This window comes from Corallococcus sp. Z5C101001, from assembly GCF_007352635.1.
GTDB lineage: Bacteria > Myxococcota > Myxococcia > Myxococcales > Myxococcaceae > Corallococcus > Corallococcus silvisoli.
This window is the reverse complement of the sequence record NZ_VKLU01000001.1, coordinates 643407-667815: the sequence shown is the minus strand read 5'-3', so window position 1 is coordinate 667815 and position 24409 is coordinate 643407. Positions and strand designations below refer to the sequence as shown.

Below are 24409 nucleotides of genomic sequence, written 5' to 3'. Positions count from 1 at the left end.
CTCCCGGCGGACATCGGGCCGGGGCGCCCCACGCGCGACGGGGTCCTCAGGTGAAGGCGGCCTTCACGTCCGGGCGGTTGAGGAGGATGAGCGACCAGATGCCCGGGATGAGCCCCAGGCAGCAGCAGGGGCCGCAGCACGGGATGCAGCACAGGATGGCGGCGGTCATGGCCAGCCCGTAGCTCTGGAGGTTCTTCATCTTCCAGGCACCGAAGACCACCAGCCCGTTGAGCACGAGGATGGGGACCTGGGTCAGGACCCGGAAGCCCGGCGCGCTGGAGTAGGCGACGAAGCCGCGCAGCTTCTCCTGGAGGTCGGGCGGGTACTGAGACAGCACCTTGTCGAGGGCCGCCATCTGCGAGGCGGTGTCCGCCTGCGCCAGCAGGCCGAAGAGCGAATACAGCACCCAGATGCCGCCCATCACCATCATCAGGATGGCGGGGACGGAGAGGTCCCGAGCCGCCTTGGCGCGAAAGAGTTCGGACTCCGGCGTCGGGGGAAGGCCTGGGGTTTCGTCCATGGCGCGCATTCCACCCAGCCCCAGGCCGCGCGCGCCAGCCAAAAGCCAGACACCGCGCCCCTTTTGTCGCCCGGCGGATTCCCAGGCGACAGAAAGGGGCGTGGCGGAGCGTCAGGCCGGCTGACGCATGGCCGCGACGGGGCGCTTCTCGAACGCGGCGAGCGTGGTGGCGATCTCCTGGTTCACCTGCCGCAGCATGTCCTGCTTCTCCCGGAACGGCATGAAGGCGCTCTTGAAGCCGGAGACGATGACGGTGGTGAGGTCCTCCAGCGACAGGCCCAGCTGGCGGTGCGCCAGCCACAGCTCCTTCGTCACCGTGGTGTCGGTGATGAGGCGGTTGTCGGTGTTGATGGTCACGCGCAGGCCGTAGTCGAAGTAGAACTTGAGCGGGTGCGAATCCAGGGAGGACACCGCGCCCGTCTGGACGTTGGAGGACGGGCAGACCTCCATGGGGATGCGGTGGTCGTTGACGTAGTTGAGCAGGTCCCCGTCCTCGCGCAGCCGGGTCCCGTGGCCGATGCGGTGCGCGCCCAGGGAGTGGATGGCCTGGGAGATGGACTCCGGACCGAACGCCTCACCGGCGTGCGCGGTGCAGTTGACGTTGTTCTTGAGGATGAGGCGGAAGGCGTCCAGGTGGTCCTTGGCCGGGAAGCTGGCCTCCGCGCCCGCCAGGTCGAAGCCGACGACGCCGCGGTTCTTGTACGCGACGGAGAGCTCCGCCAGCCGCATGGACGTCTGCGGGTTGATGTGGCGGATGCCGCAGACGATGACGGCGCACTTGATGCCCGTCTCGCGCTTGGCGGCGCGCAGGCCCTCCAGCACGGAGTCGATGACGGTGGTCATCTTCAGGCCCTTCTGCAGGTGCAGCGCGGGCGAGTAGCGCACCTCCAGCCAGCGCACGTTCTCCGCGGCGGCGTCCACGGCCAGCTCATAGGCGGCGCGGTAGAGGGACTCCGCGGTCTGGAGGACGGAGAGCGTCACGTCGAACGCGACCAGGTACTCCTCCAGGCTCTTGCACACCTGGCCCATGTGGATGGCCCGGGCGAGGCCGTCCTCGGTGTCGGCCATGAGCTTGATCTTCTGCTCCTCGGCCAGCTCCAGGATGGTCTTCAGCCGCATGGACCCGTCCAGGTGGCAGTGCAGGTCCGTCTTGGGGAGCGCGTGGAGCAGCTCCTCGGTCACCGCCAGCGTGGGGGGCGGGATGATGTCCGAGCGCCGGGCGGATGAGGGGATGCCGGTGGCGTTGGGGGTTTCGTCTTCACGAATCGTGGGCATGGTCGAAGTTCCTCGCTTGCGTCATCCTCTCCCAAACCATGCCGTCTCGCGCCTGTCCACGCCCGCTCCTGGTACCCTGCCTGACGTTGACGCTCGCCGTCATGGCGTGCCAGCGGTCCCCGGCGGACCCGGCGTTCCAGTTCTCCAGCGACGCCTCGTCGCGGACCGGGCTCACGGCGCTGGCGGACGGGGTGCTGCTGGGCAACGAGGCCGGCGCGGTGTTGCGCCTGGACCGGGAGGGCCAACCGGTCTGGACCGCCCGGCTGGGCCGGGAGGTGGCGGTGGCCCCCGCCGTCGCGGGCGACGGGGTCATCGCGGGCAACGTGGTGGGCGACGTCGTCTGCCTCGCGCTGGAGGATGGCAAGGAGCGCTGGCGCCTGGGAGGCGAGCCCCCCGTGCTGACGCCGCCGGTGGTGGATGGCGCCGGAACCACCGTCTTCCTGGTGGCTCCAGACAGCTCGGTGCGCGCCCTGGCGGTGGACTCCGGCCAGGTGCGCTGGAAGCGGCCGGCGGTGAAGCCCCAGCAGGCCGCGGCCCCCAGGGCAACGGAAGGGGATGCCGGGGCCCCGGCGGTCGCCCTGCCCGTGCCCGGGGTGGCGCCCTCGCCTCCGCCCGCGCCCGTGCTGGTGGAGGGGGTGCTGGTGGTGGCGCTCGGCGACGCCGGGGTGTGGGCGCTGGACGCGGAGAGCGGCGCGGCGCGGTGGTCCCTGCCGGTGAAGGACGTGGTGGGGATGGACTCGGAGCGCGACACCGTCTTCGTGGCCACGCGCCCGGGGCGGGTGCTGGCGCTGGCGGTGAAGGACGGCGGCACGCGCTGGGAACACTCCTTCGCGGACGGCGTGACGGGACCTCCGGCCCGAGCGCTGGGCGCGCTGTGGCTGGGGGCCGCGCCCTCGTCGGTGGTGGGCCTGTCCACCTCCGAGGGCCGGGAGGTCGCGCGGGTGGAGCTGCCCTCCCCGCTGGTGGGGCGGGTGCAGGTGGGGCTGGAGGACCTGCTGCTGGTGCCCACGTCCGGGCACGAGGGCCGCCTGGTCGCGCTCAAGGCCCCGGGCTGGACGCAGGCGTTCACGGTGCGCGCGGATACGCCGCTGCGCACGCGGCCGGTGGTGCGCGGGCCGCGGGTGTTCGTGCTGGGCCTGGACGGCCGGGTGCTCGCGTGGCGCCTGCGGGCGCCGCCTCCTCGCTGACGGCTAGCCCGCGGAGCCGGGCCGCGAGTCCGCGCCCGCCGCGGCGGCGTCCGACGACTCCACGAAGTCCAGGTCGCGGTGGAAGGTCTCCGCCAGCCGAGACAGCGCCACGAGCGCCAGGACGAAGCACACCGAGCCCACGGCGAGCGCCGCGTGCGCCACGGTGAGGTGGCCCTTGAGGTAGCCGAAGGCGCTGGCCGCGAGCACCGCGGAGCCGCGCACGAAGTTGGGCACAGTCGTCGCCACCGTGGCGCGGATGTTGGTGCCGAACTGCTCGGCCGCCATCGTCACCAGCATGGCCCAGTAGCCCACGGTCAGGCCGATGAAGAAGCTCAAGACGTAGATGAGCGTGGGCGTGAGGCCCGGCATCAGCCCGTACACGAGCACCAGCGCGAACCACGCGCACAGGCTGAAGCCCACCGCGCGCTTGCGGCTCTGGAGCCACTGGCTCAGCACGCCCGACAGCAGGTCGCCCAGCGTCAGGCCGATGCTGCCGAAGAGGATGGCGTTGCCCGCCGTCACCGTGCCCTGCACGTGGAGCCCCGCCGTCAGCTCCGGCGCGAAGACGAAGAGGATGCCCGTGGTGAAGTAGATGGGCACGCCCACGAGGATGCAGCCCAGGTAGCGCAGGAAGCGGCCCTCCTGGAAGAGCAGCAGCGCGTTGCCCTTCGCGGGGCCCGCCTTCTGGGCGAAGAGGGCGGACTCGGACACCTTGAAGCGGGCGAAGAGGAGCAGGAGCCCCAGCACGCCGCCCGTGACGTAGGCCGCCTTCCAGTGCAGGTGCTGGGCGACCAGCGCCGCGACGACGATGCCCAGCATGCCCAGCGTGGCGACGACGGTGGTGCCCAGGCCGCGCTTCTCCTTCGGCAGGGACTCCGCCACCAGGGTGATGGCCGCGCCCAGCTCGCCCGCGAGCCCCAGGCCGCCCAGGAAGCGGCACACGGCATAGCTGGGCACGTCCCAGACGAAGGGGTTCAGCAGGTTCGCCACCGAGTACAGGAGGATGGAGCCGAACATCACCGACAGCCGCCCCCGCCGGTCCCCGAGCACGCCCCAGAAGAGGCCACCCACCATCATCCCCGCCATCTGCGCGTTGTAGATGACGAGCCCGCTCTGGAGGATGTCCGCGGGGTCGGTGAGGCCCAGGTCCTTCAGCGACGCGACCCGCACCACGCCGAACAACGTGATGTCGAAGAGATCGACGAAGTACCCCAGACCCGCCACGAGGACGGTGAGGTTCAGGACCGCGCGCAAATCCCGGAGGCGTGCCATGGCGTGCGATTAGGAGCGTTCGCCGCGCCCGTGGCAAGCCTGGATTCCTCCGGGAGGCCTTTCCCGAGGGCGCCTGCCCGCCAGGGATGTCTCGCGGGGGCTCGGACTTCGCTGGAAGTGAAACACAGACACCCGGAGGCGGGAGGCCGCGCGGTGATGCCGGGCGCGGCGTGAAACACAGACATCCGCTGCCTGGGGGCAGACTTCCCCACCCCGGGAGCAGCGAGGAGCCGCGCCAGGCCCGGGAGGACAGCGCAGGGTGGGCTCCGCCCTCCTGGCGTCCCCGCCAGGGGGTGCCAGCCGATCCACACGGAGGGGTGCTTCCAGAAGAATTCCCTGGAAGGTAGGTTTTACAGCATGTCCGTGTTGGAGGTCGTGGCGTGGCAGCGCGTGGTGGGGCTGGGCGTGTTGCTGGCCATGGGCAGCCCCGCGTGGGCGGCCGGGCCGTGGCGGGCCGTCGTGCGCGTGGGGGCGGCCGAGGACCGCGCACTGCTGGAGCGGGTGCGAGGACAGAGCAGCGACCTGCCGGTGGTGTTCGAGGTGGAGGTGGGGCCCGCCCTGGAGATGAGCCCCGGTGGGGCGTGGCGCGAGGCGGAGCGGATGGCGGCGCGCCAGGACGCTCGCGCGGTGCTGTGGTTCAGGCGGGACGGGCTGGAGCTCAGCGTGTCGGTGGCGGCCCCGCGGACGGGGCACCTGTTCGTGCGGACCGCGCGGGTGGAGGGAGCGCCGAAGACGCTGACGTGGTCCGTGGGCGCGGAGGCGCTGGCGCTGACGGTGCGCTCGGCGCTGCGCGCGGTGGACGCGGGTGAGCCCCTGGGCGAGCTCGTCGCGCCCCCACCCCCACCTCCCGTGGAGCCGCCCCCGCCAACGCCTCCGCCTGCTCCAGCCCCCGTGGCGGCGGCTCCGGTGGCGGCGGCTCCGGTGGTGGCGGCTCCGATGCCCTCCTCCGAGGGAGCGTTCCTCCAGGTGGGGCTGCACGCCGCGCTGGACGGGTATCACTCCGGGGGGCAGCAGGGCCTGTCCCTGGGCGCGGGGTGGGCGGGCCGGGTGCTGCGGCTTCGCGCGCAGGTGCTGGCGGCGCGGCCCGTGCACCTTCGCGACGCGTACACGGACCTCCAGCTGGGGCAGGGCGCGGCGCTGGTGTGGGCGGACGTGCCCTTCGCGACCGCGGGGAGCTGGGAGGGGACGGTGGGACTGGGGGCGGGTGTGGCGGGCTTCTGGCGGCGCACGGAGGCCCGGTCCCAGGACGTGGAGCCGGCGCCCTCGCGCCTGCTGGCGGCGTTCGTCGTGGGGCCGGCGGTGCGGGTGGCGTGGCGGTTGGGACCGGCGCTCGCGCTGGAGGCGGCGCTGTCCGGGGAGGTGCTCCTGGGGCGGCCGCGGCTGGGCTACTCCGTGGAGGGCGGCTTCGTGCTTCGAGAGGACGGCTGGTCCGTGCGGCCCCGGCTGGGAGTGGGGATGGTGATGTTTCCATGAGCACCGATGACCCGTTTTCGCGCCGGCCCCCCTCCCTGGGGGACATGAGGAGTTCGGGCTCACAGGCGACCGTCGCCTCCCGGGAAGCGGAGGACGCCCGGTTGGCGGCGGCCGTGCGGGGTCAGCGCGCCGCGACGGAAGCCCTGCTCCTGGAGCTGCTGCCCCGGGTCCGCAACCTGGTGCGCTACCTGGTGCGGGGAGACTCGGACGTGGAGGACATCGCCCAGGAGTCACTGATCGCGCTGGTGCGAGGCCTGCCCACCTATCGCGGGGAGGGGCGCTTCCACGGCTGGGTGGACCGGGTGGTGGTGCGCACCACGTTCGCGTGGCTCAAGCGTTCTCGCGGGCGCGAGGCCCGCTACAGTGAGGACCCGGTGGAGTTGCTGACGGTGCCGTCCGACGAAGCGCCGGCGGACGAGTACCTGCATCGCCGGCACCTGGTGACGTTGTTGGACAGGCTTTCGACGGAGCAGCGGCACGCGCTGGTGCTGCACCACGTCCTGGAATTGAGCGTGCAGGAGATTTCGACGGAGCTGGGCGTCCCCTTCGAGACCGTGCGCAGCCGGCTGCGCCTGGGACGCACCGCGCTGCGCGCGCTGGCCTCGGACGCGGAAGGACCAGAGGGGGAAACGGCATGAGTCCCCTGCCCCCCGACGACGGTGACGCGGAGCCCGTGGACGACCTCCTGCGCCCGCTGGACGACGGCAGTGGACCGGCGCGGCGGCTCTCCCGGCAGCGCTCGAGCGCGCTCGTGCAGGCGGCGCTGGACGCGGCGCTCGTGCAGGACGTGCCCGAGCGGCCTCGCGGGCGCAGGCGGCCTCCGGTCTGGTTGATGACGGGCGCGGCGCTCGTCTTCGCCGGGGCCTCGGCCGCCGCCGTGTGGCACTTCTCTCAGCCCGCGCGGCCCGTGCCGGAGGTGCTGACGCCGCACGTCCCCGAGCCGACGCGCATCGCCACGCTGGAGCCGGTGCCGCTGCCCAGACAGGCGCCGCCCGAGCCCTTCGTCATCGAACATCCCCACCCCGCCCATCCGACCCTCACCGTGCGCGAGTCGTCGAAGCCGGAGGACCTGCTGCGGCAGGCGAACGCGCTTCGCTCGGAGGGGAAGTGGAGGGACGCGGAAGGGTTGTACCTGCGCGTCATCCGCGCGGAGCCGTCGTCCCTGGCCGCGTACGTCGCGCGAGTGGCCTCGGGGGCGCTGCGGCTGGAGCACCTGGGAGATGCGCGCGGGGCCTTGCGGCAGTTCCAGGACGCGGTGCGGTTGCAGCCCGGGGGCATCTTGGATCCGGAGGCCCGCCACGGCGTGGCGGAAGCGCACCGGGCCCTGGGCGATACGGAGGCGGAGGCCCGGGCCCTGGGCGAGTTCCTGGCGCTGCATCCCGACTCGCCGCTGAGCGCCGCGTCGCGCGGTCGGCTGCGGGAGTTGTCGCCGCCATGATGCGCGGGATGCGCGCAACCGGCATGCGGCCCGAAGGCTCACGGCGGGCCCCAAGCGCCCTCCCCTGCACGGAGTTCGGCCCGCACGTCTTCGACATGGGACTCGCGGGCTCGAGGCATCGCGCGAGCGCCGCCTCCACGAAGCTCGGCATGCACGTCTTCGGCATGGGACTCGCGGCCGCGAAGCACGGCACGAACGCCGCGTCCACGAAGCGTGGCCTCGCACGCGCCCTTCCCTGGGCCGCGCTGCTGAGCGCCGCATGCACCCTGAGCGATCCGGTCGCCACGCTGCATTCTCCAGATGCCGGAGGCGACATCCCGGACGCCTGGGCCGAGCACTGCGCGAACAGTGGACCGCCCCTCCTCTTGGGGGATCCCGCCGCGGGCCCCCTGCTGTGCAGCGGCCGTCTCGCGCAGACGCTGTTCCGCCGCGCGGCCTGCTCCTGCGAGGGCCTGTCGCTCAGCGCCCCATTCGCCACGGATGCGTTCCGGAGCACCGTGGGCCCCTACACTCCCGGGGGCACGGGCGGCGACGTGGGCGTCAATGGTGGCCTCGCCGCGAACGACCGCGTCACGGTGGGCGGCTCACTCCAGGTGGGCAGCCTTCAACTCGGCAATCCCCTGTCCGTGGGAGGCAGCCTGCACAGCAATGGCCCCCTCGCCGGTCCCGGCACCTCGGCCACTGTCGCCGGCGATGCATGGGTGAACGGCGACGTGTCCCTCGCGGCGTTCACCGTGGGCGGCGTGCTCACCCTTCCCCCGGAGTTCACGCCCGGCCCGGCCCAGGCCGCCGAGCTGCGCCGCGAGCCCGTCGCGTCCGTCGTCCCCTGCGCGTGCGACGCCGCGTCCCGCTTCGATCCGGGCGCGCTCATCGCCCACCACACCGTGGACAACGACAACGCCGCCATCGGACTGGACCCGGCGGCCCTCGTGGACGTCACCGGGAAGCGCGTGCTGGAGCTCCCGTGTGGCCGCTTCGTGCTCACGCGCGTCGCCGGCCCCGGCCACGCCACGCTGCGCATCCGAGGCCGCACCGCGCTGTTCATCCCCGGCGGCGTGAACCTGCTCGAAGCGCTCACCGTGGACGTGCAGCCCCCGGGAGAGCTGGACCTGTTCCTCGCGGGGGGATTCCTCGTATCCGGCCAGCTCACGCTGGGCTCCTCCGCCCTGCCCTCGCGCGTGCGCGTCTACGTGGCCGGCACGCAGGCGCTGGACATCTCCGCCGGCAGCACGCTCGCCGGCAACCTCTACGCGCCCCAGGCCGCGCTCAACCTGAGCGGCAACGCGGAGGTCTTCGGGTCCTTCTTCGTTCGCCACCTGGAAGCATCCGGCGCGGTGCGGGTGCACCACGACGCGGACGTGCTCACCGCTGGCGCCGCGTGCCCCAACGGCTAGCGCCTCAGCGGAACACGACGGTCTTGTGCCCGTTGAGCAGGATGCGGTGCTGCACGAACCACGTCACCGCGCGGCCCAGCACCACGCTCTCCACGTCGCGCCCCATGGCCGTCAGCGCTTCGGGCGACAGCGTGTGGTCCACGCGCTCCACGTCCTGTTCGATGATGGGTCCCTCGTCCAGGTCGCCCGTGACGAAGTGGGCCGTCGCGCCAATCAGCTTCACGCCCCGGTCGTACGCCTGCTGGTAGGGCCGAGCCCCCTTGAAGCTGGGCAGGAACGAATGGTGGATGTTGATGAGCCGCCCCCGCAGCGCATCGCACGTCTCCGCCGAGAGGATCTGCATGTACCGGGCGAGCACCACCAGGTCCACCCGCTGCTCGTGCACCAACTCCAACAGCCGCGCCTCCTGCTGGGCCTTGTTCTCCGCCGTCACCGGCAGGTGATGGAACGGGATGTCGTGGGACGCAGCCAGTTGGTAGAAGTCCCGGTGGTTGGACACGATGGCCGGAATCTCCACCGGCAGGATGCCGCTGCGGTAGCGATACAGCAGGTCGTTCAGGCAGTGGCCAATCTTCGAGACCATCAACAGCATGCGGGGCTTCACCGCCGCGTCATGCAGGTGCCAGTCCATGGAGAAGCGCGGCGCGAGCACCGCGAACGCCTCGCGCAGCGCCGCGGGTTCGGTCTTCGCCAGCTCATCCGCGAAGTGCACGCGCATGAAGAACAGCCGCGTCTGCGGGTCGCCGTACTGCGCGCTGTCGAGGATGTTGCAACCGTGCTCGGCGAGCCATCCGGAGACGGCGTGGACGATGCCACGCTGATCCGGACAGGACAGCGTGAGGATGTACTGGGTGGGGCGCTCGGTCATGGGCGGCGGCGACTATAGCCCCGGCCCGCGACCGCCGTGCCCGGCGCACCGGGGAGTGTCCAATGCCCAGGACGCTTCACCGCCCGTCCAGGCCCGCGGCGTTCACTGGCTGTCGGAAGGCCTGTCCACCTCGCGATGACATCGCCGCCGCACGGGCCTTGCGCGAAGCCACCCACCCCCGTGGCATTCCGCGTGGGGGAGACTTCCCTCCCGGCGAAGCGAACCTAGATTCTGGGCTGTCATGGCCGAAGCCCGTCCCTCCGACGCGCCCCGCCGCCGCCGTCCGGTGCAGGAGTCGCTGCGCGAGTACGGCCGCGGCATCGCGGGCGGCCTGCTCTTCAGCCTCCCGCTGCTCTACACGATGGAGGTCTGGTGGGCGGGCTTCACGTCCCATCCGGCCAACGTGCTGGGCTATCTGCTGGGCACGTACGTGCTGCTGCTCGGGTACAACCGCTACGGCGGTTTCCGCCGGGACGTGTGTTGGTTCGACGTCTTCACCGACTCGCTGGAGGAGCTGGGCGTGGGGCTGCTCGTGTCGGTGGTCGTGCTGGTGCTCATTGGCCGCATCACCCGGGGCACCTCGCTGCCAGAGGCGGTGGGCATGGCGGTGGTGGAGGCGGGAACGGTGGCCATCGGCGTGTCGGTGGGCACCGCGCAGCTGGGCGGACAGCACCAGCAAGAGGCGACGGAGGAGGACCGGAAGCGGCTGGAGTCCGCGGATCACGTCCCCGGCCAGCTCGTCATCGCGTTCTGTGGCGCGGTGTTGTTCGCCGCCAACGTGGCGCCCACGGAGGAGGTCGTGATGATCGCCGTGGAGACATCACCCTGGCGCCTGCTGGGGCTCGCCATGCTGTCGTTGTTGCTGGGCGGGCTCATCCTGTTCCAGAGCGACTTCACCCGGGCGAAGCGCTTCACGCGCCGCCGCCTGCGCCGGGACGTGCTGGCGGGGACGGTCATCACCTACGCCATCGCGCTCGTGTCCAGCGCGCTCGTGCTGTGGTTCTTCGGCCGGTTCGACGGCAACGGGCCCAGCGTGTGCGTGGCGCAGGTGGTGGTGCTGGGACTGGCGTCGACGCTGGGCGCGTCGGCGGGAAGGCTGCTCATCCAATCATGAGGATGTCCTGGAACTGGCTGGAGGGCGTCGTGTTCACGGCGAGCTGTGTGCTCGTGGCGCTGGTGCTGGGCTACCTCGCGGTGGAGGCGTGGACGACAGGACACGGTCCGCCGGACCTGACCGTGCAGGTGGGCACGCCCGTACACGGCGGCGGCGAATGGAGGGTGCCCATCACGGTGACGAACCACGGCGACACCGCGGCCGAGGAAGTCCACGTGCGCGTGTCCCCGCGGGGAGGACGCACGCCGAAGGAGGAGACGGAGTTCGTGCTGGCGTACGTGCCGCGCCATTCGAAGCGCGAGGGCTGGGTGTCCTTCCGCGAGGCGCCCTCTCCCGAGGGCGTGGAAGCCCGGGCGATGGGATTCGCGACGCCGTGACGCGCTGCTATCCTGACTCCGTGACGGGGGACAGGGCATGCGTGCGAAGAGGGTGTTGTCTTGGGCAGGGGTGCTCATCATCGGCCTGGGCGTGGCGCTGCTGTCCTTTCCGGCTTCACGCACCGCCGACACCTCCGCGCCCCAGCCCCACCGCGACGCCGACACCCGCGCCTGGGGAGTGTTCCTCCCGCGCCTTCTGACGTCGCATGACGAAGACTCGCGGCGCATCCGCGGAGTCGTGCGCGACGTCCACGGTCCCGTCGCGGGGGCGCGCGTGTCCGCCTCCCGCGTGGAGCCCGAGGTGACGCTGTCGGAGCGCTCCTGCCCTCCTTCGGACAGCGCGCCCGCCGCCCCCGGTGGCGCTCCGCCCCGGCTGATGGAGTGCTGGGAAGAAGCCTTCGACGAGCTCGTGGAACAGGTGGACCTGCGCGAAGGCGAAGCACCCATCGTCGCGGAGACCCTCAGCGCGGAGGACGGCACCTTCGTCCTCGATGGGCTCTTGGGAGGGGAGGTCACGCTCCAGGCCACCAGCGGACAGGGCGTGGCGATGCGAACCCACGTGGCGCCGGGCCGAGAGGGCGTGGTGCTCGCGCTCGAGGAAGGCCTCTTCTTCGAGGGCATCGTCACGAATCCCCCTCCCGAGCGGGAGCCCATCCCGGAGGCTCGGATCACCGTCTTCTCCCGCGAGAGCACGCGCTTCTTTCCTGGGACCAGCGGCACGGACGGACGCTTCCGGATCGGTCCCGTGCCACCCGCGGGCTACGCCATCCTCGTCACCGCGGGAAACCGGAGCCCCCTGCTGCGCATCCGCGCCAATGCGCTCGGCAGCGATACCTTCATCCTGGACCCTTCCGCGCGCTACGCGGGTCAGGTGGTGACGGCGACGGGAGCCCCCGCGCCCGGGCTCCCCGTCAAGCTGTACGTGCCCAGCGTCGCGCCCGCGTGGCGCACCACCGTCACGGATGCGCAGGGGCGCTTCGCCTTCCGTTCGGTGGACACGCCGCCCGGGCACCTCTTCGTGGAGACCACGGAGCACGGCGCCTTCGCGCACATCCACACCGAGCCCCGCGAGGACCTGCGCCTCACGCTCGGCCCCGGCCTGTTCGTGGAAGGAACCGTGCGGGACGAGAGCGGGAGTCCGGTCCCCGGTGCGCGGGTCCAGGCACAGCGACTCGATGAGGACTCGCCGTCGCCACGCGGACAGACCGTGACGGACGCGAAGGGCCATTACCGGCTGGGGCCCCTCTATCGCCTGCCCCACTTCGTGGGCGCCAGTGCCCCGCGCCATGTCCCCACCGAGCCGAAGTACCAGGAGTTCGAAGAGGACGCCGCGTCGCTCGACTTCACCCTCCAGCGCGCCGTCACCGTGGAGGGGGTCCTCGTCGATGAAGAGGGACAGCCGCTCGCGGACCGGGAGCTCCTGCTTCACCTGGACGAGGCCTCGAGCCCCGCCGAGGCCATCGTCGTGGACAGCACCCGCTCGGACGCGGCCGGACGCTTCGTCCTGGGCGCGGCGGAGGAGGGGCCCGCGTGGATCGAAGTCCAGGACGCGGCCTTCATCCCCCAGCGATTCCCGGTGGAGCGCCCCTCACGGGAGGGGCGACTGGTGGCACGAAAGGGCGCGAGCGTGTCCGTCACCGTCCTGGGCACGGCGGGAGCCCCGGTGGGCGACGCGCGCGTCACGCTCTGGAAGCGCGACGCGAGAGGGGAAGCCGCCCAGGTCGGCGAAACGGACGTGGAGGGGCAGGTGTTGCTCCAGGGCATCCCCGTGGGGGCGTACGTGGCGGAGGCGACGGTCCCGGGACGGGCCCTGGACCCGAGCGTCACGCAACCGCTGGACGTCACGGACAAGGGGCTGTCGGCCATCACCCTGCGGCTGAGGGAGGGCCGCACGCTGCGGGGCGTGGTCGTGAATGCCCAGGGCCTGCCCCTTCGCGGCGTGGGCATCCGCGCGGACATCCCGGACGGGGACCAGCCCCACTACATCGCCGCGACGCCCAGGATGGGCCTGCCTCCCGAGGGCGTCCTCACGGACGCAGAAGGCCGCTTCACCCTGCGCCAGCTCAGCGCGCCCCGCTACATGCTCACCGTGAAGCTGCAAGGCCACGTCCTGGATGCCTCCGGCTCGCAGGGCATCCACCCCGGGGACGAGGACACCGTGGAGGTGAGCAGCGACGCGGGTGAGGTCCGGCTGTTGCTCCGGCGCATCCCCCATGTGCGGGGCTCCGTCATCGCGGAGGGAGGAGAGGCGCTGGACGGCTTCGCGGTGAACGGCCGCTCGTCACACGAGTCGGGCGGCCGTTTCGATCACCCCCTCTTCCAGCCGATGGGGCCCCAGCGGTTGGTGGTGGAGGCAAGGGGCTTCGCGACCGTGAATCGCATCATCACGCCCGTAGGAGGCGAAGACGTGGACGTGGGCACGATCACGCTGACACGAGGAAGGACCCTGCGAGTCTTCCTGCGCGATGCCGCGACGGGCGAGCCGTTCAACGGGCGCGTCCGCGACAACTCGGGGGAGTGGGCCACGGTGTCCATCGGCTATTGGATCCACGGGGAAAGCACCGTGGACGGGCCTCCCTACCTGCGCCCCTCCGGGATGAAGCCATGGCAGGACGGCGGGCTGCTGCTGGAGCACGTGCCGACCACGCCGTTCACGCTCGAAGTGCGCACCCAGATGCACCTGCCGCTGCGCGTGGCGGTCGGCGCGGCGGAGAAGAGCATCACCGTCTCGCTCGACCCTGGCGCCCGGGTGACAGGCCATGTCCGGGACGCAAAGGGCCAGCCGCTCGCGGCCTGGCTCACCTTCACCCGCTCCGATGGCACGACACTCCAACGCAACCTCGAGCCTGGGGACTTCGCCTTCCATGGCATTCCCCCCGACCTCTACACCGTGAATGCCCACCCCTCTGACACGGAGAACAAAGCCGTCTTCCCAGCACGCACGGTCCGGATTCCTCCGAGCGGCGATGTCCTGCTCGCCTTCGACGCCCTGGGCACCGGCGCCACCGTCGAGCTGCGGCTCCCGGAAGACGCGGACACCGCGCTCCTGATGCCTGGGCAGGTCCCCGCGCCGGGCGACGTCGGGGCCCTCGAACACCTGCGCCTCCAGCAGCACCCAGTGGAGGAGTGGCGCGGCACAGCGGCCGTCTTCAGCCGAGTCCCCGCGGGCCACTACACCCTCATCGTCGGCACCCGAGGCAAGGACCGCTTCCACCGCGAGGAGCTGGACGTGCCCGCCGAAGGCACGCGGATCCTCGAAGTGAAGCCGGTCTGGACGCCCCTCGCGCGCTGAGACGCGCTGGAGACCGGGCCGCGAGCCGCCTCTCCCAAGACAAGGCGGCTCGCGTGGTTCCTGGCAGGGTGCGTCCGCCTACGGGACGCGCTCCCAGGCATCCGCCCAGGCGATGCCCGTGCCCGGCGCGTAGTACAGCGCCACGCCCTGGCACCAGCCGGAGTACGGGAAGGGCTTGCACTGGTAGATGAGCCCGTCCGTGCCCTCCACCCGCGTGCCCGCCGTGTAGTTGGAGATGCCGGCCGGGTACTTGTACTGCGCGGATCCACCACCGGTGCCGCCATCACCGCCGCCGCCCGTGGACGGCTTCTCGATGTCGACCTGGAACGTGTAGCCCGTCTCCTTCCCATACACGCGGTTGCCCAGCGCATCCTCCGAGGGCTTCACCGTGCCGGTGGTCTGGAGCACGCCCACCTGCACGCGGCTGGAGACCGCGTTCACCTGCTGCGCCAGCCGGTAGATCCACGTGGCCGCCGGGGTGGCCGCGTCGAGCGTCAGCGGATGGGACTCCGCGTCGCGGCCCGCGCTGTCGAAGAGACGGAACGTCACCTTGCTGCCCTTGGGCAGGTCCTCGCGGGCCTGCACCTGACCCAATTCCTTCCACGACGTCGGCGGGGGCGGCGTGTTGGTGAACTTCACGTCCGTGCAGGCGTAGAAGGCCTCCGGGCTGTCGGCGCGCTGCCAGATGGCGTAGATGACGTGGGCGCCCGTCTTGTTCGCCGGGAAGGGACAGTTGAGACGGTAGCGGTTGTTCACCGCGGACACGTTGGTGACGTTGCAGAAGGGCGACGCCTCCAGGTCGGACCACTTCAGGGGCAGCGCCGGGTTGTAGCCCTCCTTCGTCACGAAGAGCTGGAAGTAGCCCGTGGCGTGCACCGCGGTGGCGTGGAAGACGAACTCGAAGCGGCCACTGCTGTCCGGGGTGATGAGCGTGGACGGCCAGTCCGTGCGCGCCAGGTCCAGGCCCTTGTGGCTCTCATTGGCGGCGCTGCACAGCTTGCCATCCGGGATGATTTCGCGGTGTCGCCCGTCGGCGGCGCCCTGCCGGACGCCGTTCCAGTCATACAGCGCCTGGGTTCCTCCCGCCTGCACCGCGGCCTTGCAGGCGGCGGACTGGGGATTCTCCGGCCCCTCCTTGAAACAGCCGTAGACGCGGCTGATGGGCACTTCCATGGAGCCGTGCGCCGCCGCCTGGCTGGCGGACAGCAGGGACACGACGGCGAGCGATGCTGAGAGGGCCCTGCGAATCGATGGGAACATCCCTTCCTCCTGTTCGCGAGGAAGGGAGGAAGGGCGTCATCCATTCGGGTCAAAGGCAGGCGCGAAAAAGTCCTCCGCGCCCTGCCCGACCGCCGTCGCTCAGGCCAGCATCTCCGTCAGCAGGCCCTTGGGAAGCGTGGGGTCGCCGAAGTCATCCAGCGCGCCCCCGGCCGCGTTGCGCAGGCCCACCGCGGCGCCCAGCGTGTTGAGCATCTTGTTGAGGTTGGGGTTGGTGTTGCCCGCGGACGCCGTCACCGCCACGCCCTGCTTGAGGTAGCCGTTGCAGCTGCCCGCCAGGATGAAGGGGATGTTGCGCGCCGAGTGCGCCGGCCCGTTGCCCAGGTCGTTGAACCAGACGGACACGCCCTGGTCCACCAGCTTCTTGCCATCCGGCAGGACGTACGCCGCCAACCGGTCCAACAGGTAGTTGAAGGTCCGGGCGAACTGCGCGTCCACCCGCGAGTGCAGCACGTCCGACCCGGCGATGATGCCGCCCGAAGAGTCGTGCGACGTCCGGCGGTGGGAGATGTAGTGGAAGTTCTCCATCAACTGCCCCGTCGTGGGGTCCCGGTAGCGCGTGGCGCTGTCGTTGCCATTGCCCACCTGGATGGCCACGGAGCGCGTGGTGCCGCACGCCACCGCCAGCACCGCGATGTCCATGTGCAGCCGCACCGTGGCCAGCACCTCGTCGCCGTCCGTGCTGTTGTAGCCGGGCGCCTGCTGCTGGAGCCGCAGCTCCTCGTCCGCGCGGGCGCGGCAGCTCAACGCCACCTCCAGGTCGCGCACGTTGGACAGGTGCAGATCCAACCGCTGCCGGTCCGTGGAGCTCAGCTCCGGCCGCGACTGGAGCGCCTTCAGCTGGCCCGACACCAGGTCGTTGAGGCTCTTCTGGCGCACGAGCAGCTGCTCGCGCGCCTCCGGCGTGAGGCCCCCGGGGCCGCCCACCATCGTCTGGTAGGCCACCCACGGGTCGTGCAGCGCGGCCCGGCGCGACGCACTGCCACGGTGGGAGATGCAGGGCCCGCCCAGCCAGCCGCCGGCCTGCCCCGCGTAGAGGAAGAGCGAGTCGCGCTTCTGGGGGTTCAGCTCCCGGCCGATGCGGTGGTCCAGCGACTCGCCGGACGCCTCGGAGTCGCCGCCCACGCCCTCCACGGCGGGGCCGCGTCCGGTGAGGGCCTGCAGGGCGCCCCGGGCGTGGCCGTCCCCGTAGTTGTAGTCCTTCATGTTGACGTTGCGCACCACCAGCAGGCGCGCGCGGTGGTCCGCCAGCTCCACCAGCGACTTGCCCGCGAGCGTCGTGGTGGAGAGGTTGCCCAACGGCTCCGGCCAGAAGCGCTCCGGCTCGTTGCCCAGCTCCGTGGTGCTCTGCGCGGCGGCCACGCCATCCGCCTGGCGCAGGAAGATGGCGAAGGGCAGCGCGCCCGCCTCCGCCGCATGGGCCTTCCGGGGCAGCAGCCCCTCCAGCACCGGCAGCCCCAACACGGCCCCACCCAGGCCCTGCAACACGAGTCGACGGCTCAGTTTCACGGCAGCTCCTCCGGGTGGCGGTTCACGAAGCCCACGCCCGTGACCACTTCGACGACCAGCTCGACGATGGGCAGCTGCCCCGCCTGCGACAGCTTCCCCAGCCGCGTCACCAGCGCCTCGTCCTCCGTGGCCGCGGGGCGTCCGCTCAGGAACTCCACCCAGTGGCGCGCGTAGCACTCGTGCACCGCCTGCGCGTTCGCGAGCGCGTCCGCCAGGTCCAGCGCGTCCTTCACCGACACCTTCTGTCCGCCGATGGCCGGCGCCGACGTGGCGTTCACCGGCTGCCCGTTGTCCGTCGTGCGATAGCCGCCCACGGCGTCGAAGTTCTCGAAGGGGAAGCCCAGCGGGTTGATGAGCGTCGCGTGGCAGCTGGCGCACACCGTGCCGGGCGCCTCCGTGTGCGACGTCACCACCTCCCGGTTGGTGCGGCCGTTGGGCGCGGGCAGCGCGGGGATGTTGGCCGGCGGCGCGCCAATCTTCTGACACAGCAGGTGCTCCGACAGGAACACGCCGCGGTGGATGGGGTCCGGGTCCAACGACGTCGCGTGCGACGCGAGGAAGCCCACCTGGGTGAGCACGCCCCGGCGCTGCGCACCGTCCAGCGTCGCCGGGACGAAGTCCGCGGTGAACGTCCCGGTGAGGCCATAGATGCGCGCCAGCTCGTCGTTGACGAACGTGTCGCGCGACGTGAGCAGGTCCGCGAAGCGCCCCTTGCGGCCGAAGACGACGTCCTGGACGAAGAGCGTGTTCTCCTTCGCCGCGGACTCCGCCAGCTTCGCGGTGACGTTGGGGAAGCGCGTGGTGTTCGGACGGATGATGGAATAGCGGGGCACGTCGAAGACGGCCTGGTGGTACGCGCTCACCACGTCGCGCGCCCGGGGGTCCGCCATCATCCGGCGCGCCTCGGACGCCACGCCCTCGCGCTTCGCCAGCAGGCCATCGCGGGCGGCGGCGAACAGCGCGTCATCCGGCATGGAGTTCCAGAGCGCGTAGCTCAGGCGTGACGCCACCTCGAACGCGTCCAGCGGCACCTTCCCGTCCGCCGCCTGCGTGCTGCGCTCCACGCGGTAGAGGAACAGGGGCGACTGGAGGAAGCCCTCCAGCACCATCCGCAGGCCGCCCTGGAAGGCCGCCATCGTCGGGTAGGCCTCCGGTCCCTTGCGGTACAGCACCAGATACGCCGCCACCTCGTCCGCGGTCAGCGGCCGACGCGCGGCGCGCAGGCCGAAGGACTCCACGAACGCCTTCGCGCGCGCTTCGTCCGTGGTGGTGCCCGCGGGCAACAGCCTGCCCAGCTTCGTCGCGTCCGTGGCCACCTGTCCGGCCAGGTCCGCCGCCGCGCGCTGGTAGGCGCCCCACAGCGCCTCGTCCACCGACAGCGCGCGAGCGTCGTTGTCGAAGAGGAAGCCGCTCTGGGACGGGTCCGCGCGGAACGTCTGCGCCAGCGCCGTGGGCGGCGCGTCCAGCTTCAGCAGCGCCTGCACGCTGCTCACCCACTGCGCATGCGTCAGCCGGGCGACACGCACCGAACGGGCCGGCTGCTCCACCGCCGCCGGGGGATTGTTCGTGCCGTCTGGACCGCCGCCCGGGCCCGGACCGCCGGGCTTCGCCGCGTCCAGGATCTGCCCTTCACAGCCACCCAGCAAACCCACGGAGGCCGCGAGCAGCGCGGAACTCCACCATCGTCGACGTCGCGCCATCGGGGGAGCGCCTCCGTTCGTTGGAGGCCATCCCAATGGGGATGCGTTTGGATGTCAATCCGCACACCGGCCGGGCAATCCCCCTGTCACATCGCCACTGAAAACAAATGTCGACACGAGATCCAGGGGGTGTGGAACCCACCCTTCAGCCGGGGATGAGGAACCGCGCGATGACACGCTTGAGGCCCACGTTTCCGCCGAACTCCACCGTGACCTTGGCGTTGGGACCGCTGCCCTCCGCGGAGATGATGCGCCCGGAACCAAACTGTTCGTGGCGCACGCGCATGCCGCGCACGTCCCCGCCCACGCCCTCCATGTCGGACGCCTGCGAATAGCTGCGGTCGACGCGCGGGCCCGTCTCGTCCTCGTCCCACGCGCGGCGGCGCTGGGGCATGGCGGCGGAGGCGCGGGGCGGCGGCGGCAGGTCGTTCTCCTTGAAGCCGAAGAGCGCCTGCGGCACGTCCGCGAGGAAGCGGCTGGGCGGGTTGTATTTGAGCTCGCCGAAGAGGGAGCGGCACTGCGCCAGGCTCACGAAGAGCCGCTTGCGCGCGCGGGTGAAGCCCACGTAGCAGAGGCGGCGCTCCTCGGCCATCTCCTCGCCGCCGTCGGGCTCCTCGCTCTTCAGCGCGCGCGAGTGCGGGAAGACGCCCTCCTCCAGGCCCGTCATGAACACGGCGTCGAACTCCAGGCCCTTGGCGGCGTGCAACGTCATCAGCGCCACGCGGCCCTCGCTCACCTCCGCGTCCGCTTCGCCCACCAGGCTGATCTGCTCCAGGAAGGCCTGGAGCGACGGCACGTCCGCGGTGAGCGGCGCGGAGTCCACGCCCTCCGGCGCCTCCTCCTCCCGCGCCTCGGCGGCCGCCGCGGAGGCCACCGCGTCCGAGGCGCGCTTCAGGTCGAACTCCTGGGCCGCGCCCACGAGTTCCTTCAGGTTCTCCGCGCGGGTGAGCGCTTCGTCGCTGCCCTCGGCGACGAGCGTCTCCACCAGCTTCGTCTCCTTGAGCATCTGGTCCACCGCGCCCGCCGCGTCCTTCGCCGTCTGGGCGAAGGCGTGCAGCGACTGGAGCAGCTGATGGAAGCCGCCCAGCCGCTTCTGCGCGGTGGCGTTGAGGGCGGGGATGCGGTGGCGCTCGCCCAGGGCCTCGTAGAGGCTCAGTCCCTCCTGGTTGGCGAAGTCCGTCAGCCGCTCCTCGGTGGTGTCACCGATGCCGCGCGCCGGCACGTTGAGCACGCGCAAGAGGTCCGCGTCCGAGCGCGGGGACACCATCAGCCGCAGGTACGCGGACGCGTCACGCACCTCCGCGCGGTCGTAGAAGCTGCGCCCGCTCACCAGCGTGTACGGCACGCGCGCCAGCCGCAGCGCCTCCTCCAGCACGCGGCTCTGCGCGTTGGTCCGGTAGAACACCGCCATGCTGGAGAACTTGATGAAGCCCTCGCGCTGGACGGCGAGGATGCGCCGGGCCACCTCCTGCGCCTCCGCCCGTTCGTCGCGGTGGAGCAGCAGCTCCAGGTGCTCTCCCTGGGGCCGCTCGCTCCAGAGCTTCTTCTGCATGCGGCGCGGGTTCTTGGAGATGACCTCGTGCGCGGCGGTGAGGATGTTCTGGTCGGAGCGGTAGTTCTGCTCCAGCTTCACCACCTTCGCGCCCGGATACTGCTGGGGGAAGTTCAGGATGTTGTCCACGTTCGCGCCGCGCCAGCGGTAGATGGACTGGTCGTCGTCTCCCACCACCACCAGGTTCGCGGACGGCGGCGGGGCCAGCTGCCGCAGGAACGCGTACTGCACGGGGTTGGTGTCCTGGAACTCATCCACCAGCACGTGGGTGAAGCGCGTGCGGTAGCGCTCCAGCACGTCCGGCCGGTCGCGGAAGAGCTTCACGAGCAGCAGCAGCAGGTCCCCGAAGTCCACGGCGTTCGCCGCGCGGAGCAGCTTCTGGTAGCCCGCGTACACGCGCTTGACCAGCTGCCCCCGGACGTCGTCCTGCTCCACGTGCATGTCGTCCGGCAGGCGCGCGGCGTTCTTCTCCTGGTCGATGCGGTGCAGGATTTCGCGCGGCTGCATCACCGGCTCCACGCCCGCGTCGCGCATGGCGCGCTTGACGAGGCTCAGCTGGTCGCCGTCGTCGTAGATGACGAACGACCGCGTCAGGCCCGCGGCCTCCGCCTCGCGGCGCAGGATCATGGCGGCGGCGGAGTGGAACGTGCTCACCACCAGGTCGTTGGCCTGGGCGCCCATCAGGTGCGTGAGGCGCTCGCGCATCTCGCGCGCGGCCTTGTTCGTGAAGGTGACGGCCAGGATGCGCCAGGGGAAGACGCGGCGCACCTTCACCAGGTGGGCGACCCGGCGGGTGATGACGCGCGTCTTGCCGCTGCCGGCGCCCGACAGCACGAGCAGCGGGCCGTCGCCGTGGAGCACGGCTTCCGCCTGGGGCGGGTTGAGGTCTTCGAGGAGGACGGATTCGTGGGCGTTCACGGGGTTTCCACCAGGGGAAGAACCCCGCCTTCTAACGTCTTTCGCCCGCCCATGTGGGGTCTTCCGCCGCCCCCTGGCGCCCGCTGGGCCGTCCGCCCCCGGGACGGGCGGGAGCGTGGGGTATAAAAGAAGGACATCCGCCATGTCCGACACCCCTCCGCCCCCTCCCGCGCCTCCGTCCCAGGCCCAACTCGACCGCTTCGCGGAGCAGTTCAACCAGAGCCTCACCCTGCGCCACTTCGGCGCCCACATGTCCTTTCCAGAGGGACGCATGGTGCGAGTGACGCTGGCCCCGGTGCAGGCCCAGCACCGGGGCGGCCTGGGCAGCTCCGCCGTCAACGGCGGCATCATCTCCGCCCTCTTCGACTTCGCCATCGGTTGCACGCCGGCGCTCCGGGACCCCACCCGCCGCTGCGCCACCATCCAGCTGTCCACCAGCTTCGAGCGCCCCGCCACCGGCGACCACCTCCGGGTGGAGGCCGTCATCGACCATGGCGGCCCGTCCACCCTCTTCGCCTCCGCCAGGCTGCTGGACGCAGAGGGCCGGGTGTGCGCCCGCTGCCAGGGCGTCGTGCGCGTCTCTTCCCAACCCTGGGCCAACGGCGAGAGCCCCGCCACCAACTGACCTTCCCCCACCCTTGCCCCTTTTCGTCGATATGCCCGTCCTGGCGCCGCGTTTCCCCAGAAGCCCGGGGCACGCGACGTCCCCGGAGGACACCCGCGGCGGGCCACAGGACGAGGGCATGGATGCAGCCGTACAGGGCTTGGGGATGACGACCCTCCAGTCACGGCAGGACGCAGGCAGGGCTCCCTCGCCCGCGACGCCGGACGAAGAGGCGCTGTCGAAGCGGGCCCTGGCCGGGGACCGTGCCGCGTGGGACGCGCTCATCGCGCGTCACCAGCGCCGGGTGGTGGTGTCGCTGCTCGCCCGGGGCCTCCGGGTGGACCGGGCCCAGGAGCTGGCCCAGGAGACGTGGGCGCGCCTCATCCAACAGCAGCAGCGGGGCCTGCTCGCGGAGCTTCGCCTGCCCCACCTGGCGCTCACGCAGGCCTCGTTCCTCGCGTCGGACGAGGCCCGGCGCGCGCGGCGCGAGTCGGTGGACGGCACCGTGGAAGACCTGCCGGAGCGGCAGCAGCCGGTGGACCCCACGCAGTCCGCGGAGAAGCGCCTCCTGTCGGAGGAGCAGCTCGCGCGGGCCCGCGACGCGCTGGAGCAGGTATCGCCGAGCGCGCGGAACGTCTTTCTCCTGGCCTGTGACGGCCAGGGACTTCCGCATGCGGAGGTCGCCTCCCGCGTCGGGCTGTCCGTCCAGCGCGTGCGACAGATTTTGTGCGAGGTCCGCAAGAAGCTGCGCACCGCGCTCGAAGAGGAAAACCATGTCTAGCCCCACCCCCCACCTCACCCGCGACCGCACGGAGCAGTACCTGCTGGGCGCGCTGCCGCCCGACGCCGAGGCGGAGCTGGAGGTGCACACCCTCACGTGCGAGCCCTGCGCGCGACTGCTCCAGGAAGAGGCGCTGCTGGAGGAGCAGCTGTACCAGGTCGCCGCCGCCACGCCCCGCGACGCGGTCGTCGTGCGGCCCGCGCGCTGGCACCGGCCCATGGCCGCCGCCGCGGCCCTGGTGGCGCTGGCCGCCTCCGTGTTCCTGCTGCTGCGCACCGAAGGGCGGACGTCGCCCGAAGCCGTGACGCCCGTGGAGGCCCCGGTCGCGGCGGTGCTGGAGGCGGAGAACGAACGAGCGCCCGGGGACATCGTGGTGGCGTGCCCGGACCTGGCCACGCAGGAGCACTGCCTGCGGGCCGCGGGCGCGCGCGGGTTGCTCGTGTACCATCCGGGTGGACGGGGCGAGGTCCCCCGCTACGACGCGTCCAGCGGGCTGTCCCAGGTCGAGCTGAACTCGCGGCCGGCCGCCCTGTGAGGACTCCCGCGATGACGCCGCGAACCCGCATCCCCGTTCTGCTGCTGGCGCTGTGGATGCCCCTGGCCGGGGCCCAGACGGTGCCCGCCGCCACATCTCCGAAGGCCTCCGCGACGACAGACGCCGCGCCCGCGAAGAGCGGCGCGACGGCGCCCCCCACCGCCCCGGAGGGCATGCCCGCCAGCGCCACGCGGACGAAGCTGCCGCAGGGCTGGTACGTCACGGAGAGCGCTCCGCAGCACTACGAAGCCAGCGTGGATGAGGACTCCCCATGCGAAGGCACCCGCAGCGCGTTCCTGCGCTCGCGCACGCAAGCCACGGACAGCTTCGGCACCTTCATGCAGGCCTTCAACGCGAAGGACTTCCAGGGCAAGCGCCTGCGCTTCTCCGCCGCCGTGCGCCACCAGGACGTGAAGGGCTGGGCGGGCCTCTGGATGCGCGTGGAGGGCGCGGACCCCCGGCAGCCGCTCGCCTTCGACAACATGCAGTCGCGCGCGCTGGTGGGAACCCAGGGCTGCAAGCGCTACGACGTGGTGCTGGACGTGCCCCGGGAGGCCACCACCATCATGGCGGGCCTCATCATGAGCGGCCCCGGGAAGGCCTGGCTGGGCGGCGTGCGCTTCGAGACGGTGGACGCGTCGGTGAAGACGACGGACCTGCTCGCCACGCCACAGCCCCTGCCCTCCGGCCCCCAGGGCCTGGAAGAGGCGCCCCCATCCCAGGGCGGGCTGGGCCTGCCGCTGGGACGCGTGGGGAGCGCGTGGTTCGACACCGAGCGCGTCGAAGCGAAGACACCGCTGGCGCGTGGAAAGGACGCCACGTGGAAGGGCGAGCGCGGCGACGAACTCTTCGAACACGGCATCGAGGTGAACGGCAGCTACGGTCTGCGGGACCTCGCGGTGAAGGTGCGCGCCGGCGGCGTCGCCACCCTCATCGAAGGCACCTGGGGCGGTGAGCCCCTGTCCGTGCGGCTCGCGCCGGACTCACTCACCATGCAGTGGGGCGCCGACAAGCAGGTGCTGAAGCGCGAGCTCACGGCCGCCACGCAGCCGGACTGCAACGCGTACGTGGCGACGGAGGGACGCTTCCAGGGACAGCGGCTGGAGGTGTGCGGCGTGGCGCTCGCCACCCGTCCACCGCTCACGCAGCTGGTGGCGGCCTTCCTGGCCGGCGGCGTGCGGGCCCCGCCCTCGCGAGGCCCCGTCCCTCTGCCCCGGCGTCCCGTGCGCTCACCGCAGCCGTACGACGCGTCCGGCAGGGACGAGCCGGCATCCCAGCTCCAGTGAGCAGGCAGGGCGAGGGCGGAAGGATTTCACCTCCCG

20 protein-coding genes are annotated in these 24409 nt (G+C 71.7%); 12 read left to right on the top strand and 8 right to left on the bottom strand.

What is annotated here, in order from left to right:
* Positions 1 to 46: 46 nt before the first annotated feature.
* Together FOF48_RS02815 and add are read right to left on the bottom strand one after the other, a co-directional pair.
* Positions 47 to 520: a hypothetical protein gene (locus FOF48_RS02815; protein ID WP_186001739.1), complete on the bottom strand. Its 474-nt coding sequence runs from the start codon at positions 518 to 520 to the stop codon at positions 47 to 49.
* A gap of 111 nt (positions 521 to 631) precedes the next feature.
* The gene (add, locus tag FOF48_RS02810; RefSeq protein ID WP_143898454.1) at positions 632 to 1795 is read right to left on the bottom strand and encodes an adenosine deaminase; all 1164 of its coding nucleotides are present in this window, start codon (positions 1793 to 1795) and stop codon (positions 632 to 634) included.
* A 101-nt stretch (positions 1796 to 1896) separates the two neighbouring features.
* On the opposite strand from add, the gene FOF48_RS37480 reads away from it, so the two are divergent.
* On the top strand, positions 1897 to 2982 hold the full coding sequence (locus tag FOF48_RS37480; RefSeq protein ID WP_268903911.1) for a PQQ-binding-like beta-propeller repeat protein: 1086 nt from the start codon (positions 1897 to 1899) through the stop codon (positions 2980 to 2982).
* Positions 2983 to 2985: 3 nt separating this feature from the next.
* On the opposite strand, the gene FOF48_RS02800 is transcribed toward FOF48_RS37480, so the two are convergent.
* A complete protein-coding gene (locus tag FOF48_RS02800) occupies positions 2986 to 4254 on the bottom strand; it encodes an MFS transporter (protein ID WP_143898450.1) in 1269 nt (422 codons plus the stop codon).
* A gap of 357 nt (positions 4255 to 4611) precedes the next feature.
* Between FOF48_RS02800 and FOF48_RS02795 the strand changes: the two genes are divergently transcribed.
* From FOF48_RS02795 to FOF48_RS02785, 4 genes are read left to right on the top strand one after another with little or no spacing between them, the layout of a single operon-like run.
* Complete coding sequence (locus FOF48_RS02795) at positions 4612 to 5727, top strand: hypothetical protein (protein ID WP_143898448.1); 1116 nt, start codon at positions 4612 to 4614, stop codon at positions 5725 to 5727.
* A complete protein-coding gene (locus FOF48_RS02790; RefSeq protein WP_186001738.1) occupies positions 5724 to 6365 on the top strand; it encodes an RNA polymerase sigma factor in 642 nt (213 codons plus the stop codon). The genes FOF48_RS02795 and FOF48_RS02790 overlap by 4 nt, the downstream gene beginning before the upstream one ends.
* Positions 6362 to 7165, top strand: a complete 804-nt coding sequence (locus FOF48_RS36285) for a tol-pal system YbgF family protein (RefSeq protein ID WP_161663809.1) — start codon at positions 6362 to 6364, stop codon at positions 7163 to 7165. Before FOF48_RS02790 ends, FOF48_RS36285 begins: the two co-directional genes overlap by 4 nt.
* Before the next feature lie 8 nt (positions 7166 to 7173).
* Positions 7174 to 8559 (top strand): hypothetical protein, encoded by a 1386-nt coding sequence (locus FOF48_RS02785; RefSeq protein WP_255441831.1) that lies wholly within the window; start codon positions 7174 to 7176, stop codon positions 8557 to 8559.
* Positions 8560 to 8563: 4 nt separating this feature from the next.
* Here the strand turns inward: FOF48_RS02785 and purU are convergent, their stop codons facing one another.
* A complete protein-coding gene (purU, locus tag FOF48_RS02780) occupies positions 8564 to 9427 on the bottom strand; it encodes a formyltetrahydrofolate deformylase (protein ID WP_143898446.1) in 864 nt (287 codons plus the stop codon).
* Positions 9428 to 9668: 241 nt separating this feature from the next.
* Here purU and FOF48_RS02775 point away from each other — a divergent pair, with 241 nt between their 5' ends.
* The 3 genes from FOF48_RS02775 to FOF48_RS02765 are packed head-to-tail and all read left to right on the top strand — an operon-like array spanning position 9669 to position 14210.
* Positions 9669 to 10541, top strand: a complete 873-nt coding sequence (locus tag FOF48_RS02775) for a TIGR02587 family membrane protein (RefSeq protein WP_143898444.1) — start codon at positions 9669 to 9671, stop codon at positions 10539 to 10541.
* Positions 10538 to 10918 carry a hypothetical protein gene (locus tag FOF48_RS02770; RefSeq protein WP_143898442.1) on the top strand — a complete coding sequence of 127 codons (381 nt, stop codon included), beginning with the start codon at positions 10538 to 10540 and terminating at the stop codon, positions 10916 to 10918. The genes FOF48_RS02775 and FOF48_RS02770 overlap by 4 nt, the downstream gene beginning before the upstream one ends.
* Before the next feature lie 37 nt (positions 10919 to 10955).
* A complete protein-coding gene (locus FOF48_RS02765) occupies positions 10956 to 14210 on the top strand; it encodes a collagen binding domain-containing protein (protein WP_143898440.1) in 3255 nt (1084 codons plus the stop codon).
* 78 nt (positions 14211 to 14288) lie between these two features.
* Here FOF48_RS02765 and FOF48_RS02760 read toward each other — a convergent pair whose 3' ends face one another.
* From FOF48_RS02760 to FOF48_RS02745, 4 genes are all read right to left on the bottom strand, one after another.
* A complete protein-coding gene (locus FOF48_RS02760) occupies positions 14289 to 15470 on the bottom strand; it encodes a lytic polysaccharide monooxygenase (RefSeq protein ID WP_143898438.1) in 1182 nt (393 codons plus the stop codon).
* Between the two features lie 99 nt (positions 15471 to 15569).
* Positions 15570 to 16997, bottom strand: coding sequence for a DUF1552 domain-containing protein (locus tag FOF48_RS02755; protein WP_143898436.1), 1428 nt, complete (start codon positions 16995 to 16997; stop codon positions 15570 to 15572).
* The gene (locus FOF48_RS02750) at positions 16994 to 18697 is read right to left on the bottom strand and encodes a DUF1592 domain-containing protein (protein WP_143898434.1); all 1704 of its coding nucleotides are present in this window, start codon (positions 18695 to 18697) and stop codon (positions 16994 to 16996) included. Before FOF48_RS02750 ends, FOF48_RS02755 begins: the two co-directional genes overlap by 4 nt.
* A gap of 145 nt (positions 18698 to 18842) precedes the next feature.
* Positions 18843 to 21167, bottom strand: coding sequence for an ATP-dependent helicase (locus FOF48_RS02745; protein ID WP_143898432.1), 2325 nt, complete (start codon positions 21165 to 21167; stop codon positions 18843 to 18845).
* 142 nt (positions 21168 to 21309) lie between these two features.
* On the opposite strand from FOF48_RS02745, the gene FOF48_RS02740 reads away from it, so the two are divergent.
* The 4 genes from FOF48_RS02740 to FOF48_RS02725 all read left to right on the top strand — a co-directional run bounded on the left by FOF48_RS02740 (position 21310) and on the right by FOF48_RS02725 (position 24373).
* On the top strand, positions 21310 to 21792 hold the full coding sequence (locus tag FOF48_RS02740) for a PaaI family thioesterase (protein ID WP_143898430.1): 483 nt from the start codon (positions 21310 to 21312) through the stop codon (positions 21790 to 21792).
* A gap of 118 nt (positions 21793 to 21910) precedes the next feature.
* Positions 21911 to 22552 (top strand): RNA polymerase sigma factor, encoded by a 642-nt coding sequence (locus FOF48_RS02735; RefSeq protein ID WP_143898428.1) that lies wholly within the window; start codon positions 21911 to 21913, stop codon positions 22550 to 22552.
* Positions 22545 to 23087 (top strand): zf-HC2 domain-containing protein, encoded by a 543-nt coding sequence (locus FOF48_RS02730; protein ID WP_143898426.1) that lies wholly within the window; start codon positions 22545 to 22547, stop codon positions 23085 to 23087. The genes FOF48_RS02735 and FOF48_RS02730 overlap by 8 nt, the downstream gene beginning before the upstream one ends.
* A gap of 11 nt (positions 23088 to 23098) precedes the next feature.
* Positions 23099 to 24373 carry an AraC family transcriptional regulator gene (locus FOF48_RS02725; protein WP_186001737.1) on the top strand — a complete coding sequence of 425 codons (1275 nt, stop codon included), beginning with the start codon at positions 23099 to 23101 and terminating at the stop codon, positions 24371 to 24373.
* Positions 24374 to 24409: the final 36 nt, after the last annotated feature.